The sequence below is a fragment of the Streptomyces sp. NPDC001604 genome, assembly GCF_042893475.1.
In the GTDB taxonomy this organism is placed as follows: Bacteria; Actinomycetota; Actinomycetes; order Streptomycetales; family Streptomycetaceae; genus Streptomyces.
Genome location: NZ_JBIAUY010000002.1, coordinates 77748 through 84819, shown reverse-complemented (window position 1 = coordinate 84819; position 7072 = coordinate 77748). Strand labels below are relative to the sequence as shown.

The 7072-nt window shown below is 69.6% G+C and carries 11 protein-coding genes; 7 read left to right on the top strand and 4 right to left on the bottom strand.

Annotated features, from left to right (window positions below; all coding sequences use genetic code 11):
- Window positions 1-84 precede the first annotated feature (84 nt).
- Complete coding sequence (rpsN, locus tag ACFY1E_RS05570) at window positions 85-390, bottom strand: 30S ribosomal protein S14 (RefSeq protein WP_389071815.1); 306 nt, start codon at window positions 388-390, stop codon at window positions 85-87.
- A complete protein-coding gene (gene rpmB, locus ACFY1E_RS05565; protein ID WP_389071813.1) occupies window positions 390-626 on the bottom strand; it encodes a 50S ribosomal protein L28 in 237 nt (78 codons plus the stop codon). Before rpmB ends, rpsN begins: the two co-directional genes overlap by 1 nt.
- Before the next feature lie 74 nt (window positions 627-700).
- On the opposite strand from rpmB, the gene rpmG reads away from it, so the two are divergent.
- The 5 genes from rpmG to ACFY1E_RS05540 all read left to right on the top strand — a co-directional run bounded on the left by rpmG (window position 701) and on the right by ACFY1E_RS05540 (window position 3052).
- Complete coding sequence (gene rpmG / locus ACFY1E_RS05560) at window positions 701-865, top strand: 50S ribosomal protein L33 (protein ID WP_389071810.1); 165 nt, start codon at window positions 701-703, stop codon at window positions 863-865.
- Between the two features lie 9 nt (window positions 866-874).
- The gene (locus ACFY1E_RS05555; RefSeq protein WP_389071808.1) at window positions 875-1129 is read left to right on the top strand and encodes a type B 50S ribosomal protein L31; all 255 of its coding nucleotides are present in this window, start codon (window positions 875-877) and stop codon (window positions 1127-1129) included.
- Window positions 1126-2253 carry a GTP-binding protein gene (locus ACFY1E_RS05550; protein WP_389071805.1) on the top strand — a complete coding sequence of 376 codons (1128 nt, stop codon included), beginning with the start codon at window positions 1126-1128 and terminating at the stop codon, window positions 2251-2253. The genes ACFY1E_RS05555 and ACFY1E_RS05550 overlap by 4 nt, the downstream gene beginning before the upstream one ends.
- Before the next feature lie 5 nt (window positions 2254-2258).
- Window positions 2259-2528 (top strand): 30S ribosomal protein S18, encoded by a 270-nt coding sequence (rpsR, locus tag ACFY1E_RS05545; protein WP_389071803.1) that lies wholly within the window; start codon window positions 2259-2261, stop codon window positions 2526-2528.
- A gap of 305 nt (window positions 2529-2833) precedes the next feature.
- Window positions 2834-3052, top strand: a complete 219-nt coding sequence (locus tag ACFY1E_RS05540) for a DUF397 domain-containing protein (RefSeq protein ID WP_115913352.1) — start codon at window positions 2834-2836, stop codon at window positions 3050-3052.
- Window positions 3053-3145: 93 nt separating this feature from the next.
- On the opposite strand, the gene ACFY1E_RS05535 is transcribed toward ACFY1E_RS05540, so the two are convergent.
- Window positions 3146-3640, bottom strand: a complete 495-nt coding sequence (locus tag ACFY1E_RS05535) for an ATP-binding protein (protein ID WP_389071800.1) — start codon at window positions 3638-3640, stop codon at window positions 3146-3148.
- A gap of 355 nt (window positions 3641-3995) precedes the next feature.
- Between ACFY1E_RS05535 and ACFY1E_RS05530 the strand changes: the two genes are divergently transcribed.
- The gene (locus ACFY1E_RS05530) at window positions 3996-4820 is read left to right on the top strand and encodes a helix-turn-helix domain-containing protein (protein WP_389073323.1); all 825 of its coding nucleotides are present in this window, start codon (window positions 3996-3998) and stop codon (window positions 4818-4820) included.
- Window positions 4821-4915: 95 nt separating this feature from the next.
- On the top strand, window positions 4916-6376 hold the full coding sequence (locus tag ACFY1E_RS05525; RefSeq protein ID WP_389071798.1) for an aldehyde dehydrogenase family protein: 1461 nt from the start codon (window positions 4916-4918) through the stop codon (window positions 6374-6376).
- 42 nt (window positions 6377-6418) lie between these two features.
- Here the strand turns inward: ACFY1E_RS05525 and ACFY1E_RS05520 are convergent, their stop codons facing one another.
- Window positions 6419-6901 carry a hypothetical protein gene (locus ACFY1E_RS05520; RefSeq protein WP_389071795.1) on the bottom strand — a complete coding sequence of 161 codons (483 nt, stop codon included), beginning with the start codon at window positions 6899-6901 and terminating at the stop codon, window positions 6419-6421.
- Between the last annotated feature and the right edge of the window lie 171 nt (window positions 6902-7072).

Below are 7072 nucleotides of genomic sequence, written 5' to 3'. Positions count from 1 at the left end.
GCCCACGGCCCACCTACGCCCACCAGACCCACCCGCCCCACACCAGACCAACCCGCCCCCTAGCAGACCCACCCGCCCCCGCCCTCACCACGACGACTTGCGCACCCCCGGCAGATACCCCGCATGCGCCTGTCCCCGCAACGACACCCGTGACAGTCCGAACGCCCGGAAGTACCCCCGCGGTCGCCCGTCCACCTGGTCCCGGTTGCGTACGCGGGTCGCGCTGGCGTCGCGCGGCTGGCGGCGCAACTCGCGCTGGGCGGCGAGCCGTTCCGTCTCCGTCGACGACGGCCGCCGGATGATCTCCTTCAGCTCGGCGCGCCGCTCGGCGTACCGGGCGACGATCGCCTGGCGCCGCTCGTTCTTCGCGATCTTGCTCTTCTTCGCCATCAGACCCGCACCCCCCGCGCACGGATCCGCGCCACGGCCGCCTCGACGCCGATCGCGTCGACGGTCTTGATCCCCTTCGCGCTCAGCCGCAGCCGTACGTACCGGCCCTCGCTCGGCAGCCAGTACCGCTTGCTCTGGATGTTGGGGTCGAAACGGCGGGCGGTCCGCCGGTGGGAGTGGGAGATGCGGTTGCCGAAGCCGGGCTGGGCGCCGGTCAGCATGCAGTGCGCGGACATGGGTGACGTACCTCTCCTGAAGTGATCCCCGAAGCGATGTCGCTAATGGAATTCATTTTCAGTAAGGTACCACCATGGCTCACAACGAACTCCGCCCGGTCATCAGGCTCCGGTCCACGGCAGGGACCGGCTACACCTACGTGACCCGCAAGAACCGCCGCAACGACCCCGACCGCATGACCCTGCGCAAGTACGACCCGGTCGCCGGCCGCCATGTCGACTTCCGAGAGGAGCGCTGAACCACCGTCATGCGCAAGGAAATCCACCCGGCCTACGGTCCCGTCGTCTTCCGGGACCGTGCCGCGAACCGCGCCTTCCTCACCCGCTCCACGATGAGCAGCGACAAGACGATCGAGTGGGAGGACGGCCACACGTACCCCGTCGTCGACGCCGAGATCTCGAACGTCAGCCACCCCTTCTACACCGGCACCGCCCGTGTCCTGGACACCGCCGGCCGTGTGGAGCGCTTCGAGCGCCGGTTCGGGAAGCGGGGCGGAGCGTGAGCCTGTCGGTGGTGATCGTCGGCGGGCTGCACGCCGACGCCCGCAAGGCGGCCGTGGCCCGGCTGCTGGCCGACGCCCCCGGCAGCGTCGTGCTCCACCACGACCTCGCCACGGCCGCGGCGGGCACGGTCGTACGGACGATCCGCGACGCGGGCGGTCTGGTGTCGGCCGGCGAGGCGCCCCTGGTCAACGACTGCGCGTGCTGTGCGCTGAGGGAGGACCTGGTCCCCGAGCTGCGCCGGCTCGCGGACGCGGGGGACACCCGCCTCGCCGTGGTCGAGCTGTGGGACTCCGTGGAGCCCAAGGCCATGGCCGAGGTGGTCGTCGCGGGAGGTCTGACCGTCACCGGCGTGATCACCGCCGTGGACCCGGCACTCGTCCTGCCGTATCTCGGCAACGGCGACGACCTCGCCGACGGCGGCCTCGCCGCGGCGGCCACGGACCAGCGGACGGTCGCGGACACGTTCGCGCGCCAGCTGGAGTACGCCCCCGTCCTCGCCGTCACCGACTCCGAGGAGGCCGACGACGAGGACCGCGAGCTGCTCGCCCAGCTCCACCCGACGGCCCGCCAGGTCGTCATCGGCCACGGCGACCTGGCGGCGGCCGCCCTCGCGGGCTTCGACGTCGAGGCGGCGGCCGCCGCCCAGCACCCGGCCTGCGCGCTCCTCCCCGCCGAGGCCGACGCGCACGGCGTCTCCACCCTCGTCTGGCACCGCAGCCGCCCCTTCCACCCGGAGCGGCTGTACGCGGCCCTGGAGGACCTGACCTGCGCCGCCGCCCGCAGCCGGGGCCGGTTCTGGCTCGCCGACAAGCCGGACACCCTGCTGCACTGGGACGCGGCGGGCGGAGCCCTGTGCGTGGAGAGCGCGGGGCCGTGGCTGGCCTCGCTCCCCGACGCCGCCTGGGACATGGTCCCGCCCGTGCGCCGGGCCGCCGCCGCGCTGGACTGGCATCCCGAGCACGGCGACTGCTGCCAGCACCTCGTCTTCACCTCGCCCGGCCTCGACCGCGACGGACTCGAACACCTGCTGGAGTCCTGTCTGCTGACCGACGCCGAGTACGCCGCCGGGCGCGCCGCCTGGAAGCGGCTGCCGCCCGCCTTCGACACCCTCCTGGAGGTCTGACCCGCATGGCCCGCAAGCCCGACCGCGGCCCCGCCAAGTCCCGCCCCAACCCTGCCCCACTCTCGAATTCGCTCAAGCGGGGGGACCCCCATGCCGCGGCCGGAGTCACGTACATCGACTACAAGGACACCGACCTGCTGCGGAAGTTCATCAGCGACCGCGGCAAGATCCGCAGCCGCCGCGTCACCCGTGTCACGGCCCAGCAGCAGCGTCTGCTCGCCCGCGCGATCAAGAACGCCCGCGAGATGGCCCTCCTGCCGTACGCGGGCCGATGAGGCTTTCGGCCACATGTCGGCCGATTGGTTGGAGGTTGGAACAACTACGCCGCGGTACGCGTCTCTTCCAGCGGACGGGGTTCGACCCTGCGCATGCCGTTCGGAGTTCGGGGCAGGCGCTGGAACGGATGTAGCACCCCGTACGTCACAGCTGTAACCACAGAACCACCCCGCGTGCACGTGCATCTGCTCATGCAGGCGCACGTGAACACGGCTATGATCCGGACCAGTTGACCACTGCATCACTGGCCCCAAAGCCACCGCACCACCGGGAGCGACCTGTGGACCACGACGTGTACAACGGCATGGCTGCCACGGAGCTGAACGGTGTGGCCTGGCAGAAGAGTCGGCACAGCAACTCGCAGGGTTCCTGCGTGGAGTTCGCCCGGCTGCCCGGCGGGGACGTGGCCGTGCGCAACTCGCGCTTCCCCGACGGTCCGGCGCTCGTCTACACGCGCGCGGAGATCGAGGCGATGCTCCTGGGTATCAAGGACGGCGAGTTCGACCATCTGATAGCGGGCTGACACCCGGCCCACCCCGGGTGCAACTCGGGGCAATCGGTGCCATACGTGCAGTAACGCGCGTAGAACCCCGGCGTCGGACGGCGCCGGGGTGCGCTATTCGGCGGGCAGCGGCTGGGGCGGGTGCGACAGCTGGAACAGCGCCCAGACGACCTTGCCGCCGAGCGTGCCCGCCATCGGGTGCCAGCCCCAGCTGTCGGCGAAGGAGTCCACCAGGAACAGTCCGCGGCCCGACTCCGCCGAGAAGTCGTCCGCCTCGCGCGGCGCCGGAGTCGCGTGACTCGGGTCGCGCACCGCGCACACCAGCCGCTCCGTCCAGCGCATCAGATGCAAACGCACGGGCGGGCTCTGGTCGGCGGTGCACAGGGTGCCGGCCGGCAGGCCGTGCCGCAGCGAGTTGGTGACCAGCTCGGAAACCACCAGACAGACGTCGTCGAAGCGGTCGCCTATGTTCCACTGGTCGAGCGTTCTGCGGGTGAACAGCCTTGCCTCGCGCACCGCTTCGTAGCGGGCGGGCAGAGCGCAGGAGGCGGCGTTGGACACGGCCGCGGGATCCAGCGGCGGAAGGCCCTGCCGTAACGGCTCGAGCATGGTCGATCCATTCGTCCCCATGCGAGGCACTCCCGAGGAATTCGCGGTCGTTGCGATGCAGCGGTTGCGCGAGACCATGGTCTTGGATGCGCGGTGCAGATGCAAGGTGCAGATGCACGTGCACGCGACCGAATTGGACCCTCCCGTACCGCTTGTTGGCCATTTTTTCCGCCATCTTCTCTCCCGCTGCTTGCCAACTCCTTCCCCCTTCCTGCGCAGAACCTTTGGCTTCTTTGCTTCTCTGTAATCGGACGAGTACTGCTCGGAGTGATTTAGTGGCAGACTTCGGCCCCTGAAGGCGTTGGGGAGGCTGGCGAACGTGAGCGTGGGAGAGCCCGGATCGGTGGTGCGGCGCATGCTGCTCGGCTCGCAACTCAGGCGACTGCGTGAGGCACGCGGCATCACGCGCGAGGCGGCGGGCTACTCGATCCGCGCCTCCGAATCGAAGATCAGCCGGATGGAGTTGGGCCGGGTGAGCTTCAAGACGCGTGATGTGGAAGACCTGTTGACGCTGTACGGCATCACTGACGAGCAGGAGCGCACCTCGCTGCTCTCCCTCGCCCGGGAGGCCAACGTCGCGGGCTGGTGGCACAGTTACTCGGACGTCCTGCCCAGCTGGTTCCCCACCTACGTCGGCCTGGAGGGCGCCGCCAGCCTCATCCGTGTCTACGAGGTGCAGTTCGTGCACGGCCTGCTGCAGACCGAGGAATACGCCCGCGCGGTCGTGCGGCGCGGCATGAAGGGCGCGAGCAAGGCGGACGTCGAGCGGCGCGTGGCGCTGCGCCTGGAGCGCCAGAAGTACCTGGTCTCCGAGAACGCCCCCGAGTTCCACATCGTCCTGGACGAGGCCGCCCTGCGCCGCCCCTACGGCGACCGCGAGGTCATGCGCGGCCAGCTCCAGCACCTCATCGAGGTCTCCGAGCGCCCGAACGTGCGGCTGCAGGTGATGCCGTTCAGCTTCGGCGGCCACTCCGGCGAGTCCGGCGCCTTCACCATCCTCAGTTTCCCGGAGTCGGACCTCTCGGACGTCGTCTACCTGGAACAGCTCACCAGCGCGCTCTACCTCGACAAGCACGAGGACGTCACCCAGTACGAGAAGGCGATGAAGGAGCTGCAGCAGGACAGCCCGGGTCCGGACGAGAGCCGGGACGTGCTGCGGGGCCTGCTCCAGCTGTCCTAGGGTTTTCCCTCGACTGTGACCCGGGCCACCCAACTCACTTGAAACGCAAGTACGATGACGTGTGATCACACCTTGAAGTCGGGATGAGGGATCGCATGGCGTCGTACTTCACCGATCTGGCTCAGCAGTACATCGACGGTGAGTGGCGCCCGGGTAGCGGTTCCTGGGACGTCATCGACTTCAACCCGTACGACGGCGAGAAGCTGGCCTCGATCACCATAGCCACGGTCGACGAGGTCGATCAGGCCTACCAGGCGGCCGCCCGCGCCCAGAAGCAGTGGGCCGCGACCAATCCGTACGCCCGCCGAGCCGTCCTCGAAAAGGCGCTGCGCCTGGTCGAGGAACGCGAGCAGGAGATTGCCGACGCGATCATCACCGAACTCGGCGGCACCCGGCTGAAGGCGGACTTCGAACTGCGCCTCGCCAAGGAGTTCCTGCGCGAGGCGGCCTACCAGGCACTCAGCCCCGAAGGCAGGATCCTGCCCTCTCCCGTCGACGGCAAGGAGAACCGCGTCCACCGCGTTCCGGTCGGCGTGGTGGGTGTGATCAGCTCCTACAACTTCCCCTTCCTCCTCTCGATCAAGTCGGTCGCCCCGGCCCTGGCCCTCGGCAACGCGGTCGTCCTCAAGCCGCATCAGGAAACCCCGATCGTCGGCGGCTCACTGGTCGCCAAGATCTTCCAGGACGCCGGTCTGCCCGGCGGCCTGCTGAACGTCGTCATCACCGACATAGCCGAGACCGGTGACGCCTTCATCGACCACCCTCTCCTGAAGGTCATCTCCTTCACCGGCTCCGACCAGGTCGGGCGCCACATCGCCGCCGTATGCGCCGCGAACCTCAAACGCGCGGTCCTCGAACTGAGCGGCAACAGCGCGCTGGTGGTCCTCGACGACGCCGACGTCGACTACGCCGTCGACGCGGCCGTCTTCAGCCGCTACATCCACCAGGGCCAGATCTGCATGGCCGCCAACCGCGTCCTGGTCGACCGCTCGGTCTTCGACGAGTTCACCGAGAAGTTCGTCGCCAAGGTGAAGACGCTCAAGACCGGAGATCCGCGCGAGCCAGAGACGGTCATCGGCCCGCTCATCAACCGCTCCAAGGCGGACGCTGTGACAGGCGTGATCGACCAGGCGCTCGCCGAGGGCGCCACGGCTCTGGTACGCGGCGGCCGGACCGACAACCTCGTCGAACCGTCCGTCCTGACCGGCGTCCCCACCAGCTCGGCCCTGCTGCGCCAGGAGGTCTTCGGCCCGGTCGCCTTCCTCATCCCCTTCGACGGCGAGGAGGAGGCCGTACGCCTCGTCAACGACACTCCGTACGGGCTGAGCGGCGCCGTGCACACCGGTGACATCGAGCGGGGCGTGTCCTTCGCCAAGCAGATCGACACCGGGATGTTCCATGTGAACGACGGCACCGTCCACGACGAGCCCCTCGTCCCCTTCGGCGGCGAGAAGAGCTCCGGCCTCGGCCGCCTGAACGGTGAGGGCACCATCGAGTGCTTCACGACGCAGAAGTGGATCTCGGTGCAGCACGGGCGGAGCCGGTTCCCGTTCTGACGTCACGCCGAGGCCGGCGCCGGCCATCGGGGCAGTACGTCGTCACGTGACGACCCGGACGACGACGTAGACAACGAGTCCGGCACCGGTCAGCGAGGCCAGGGCGAGGCACAGTCGGCGCCCGTGGCTGCGGGCCCGCGACTCGAGGCGCCCCCGCAGCGCGGTGTGCGCACCGGCGGTCAGGACGGTGAGGCCGCCGAGGCCCAGCGTCGACCAGCCGGTGACCGCGGCCGGCCCGACGGTCTCCAGCGAGCCGCTGGGGAGCACCTGGACGCGTGTCGCCCGCTGCAGCGGCACCTCCGCGTCGATGGCGGCGTACCGCTGCGGCCGGTGGGCGGCGACCAGTTCGCCCTCACAGGTGTGGTGGCGGTTCTTGCCGTACCCGGTCATGTGGCAGTACACGGCGGTGAAGACGCCCCGGTGCCCCACGAGGCCGAGCGCTCCCGCCAGCATGTAGCCGCTTCCGAGCAGTGGCGCCAGACCGAAGAGCAGGACGAAGACCGTCACGGCCAATGCGGCCTTCACCGGCGACGCCTTCTTGGCGGGCCGTGTGGGGGTCAACGGCGGTCTCGGTCGCGCCGGACGCTTGCCGTCCCGCTTCCTGCGTGCCCGCCGTTTCCTGGATCCCCTGCCCACTGCGTCCTCCCCTGACGTTCTGGCGTCATGATCCTCCCCGGGTGGAACTTCCTCGCGCCG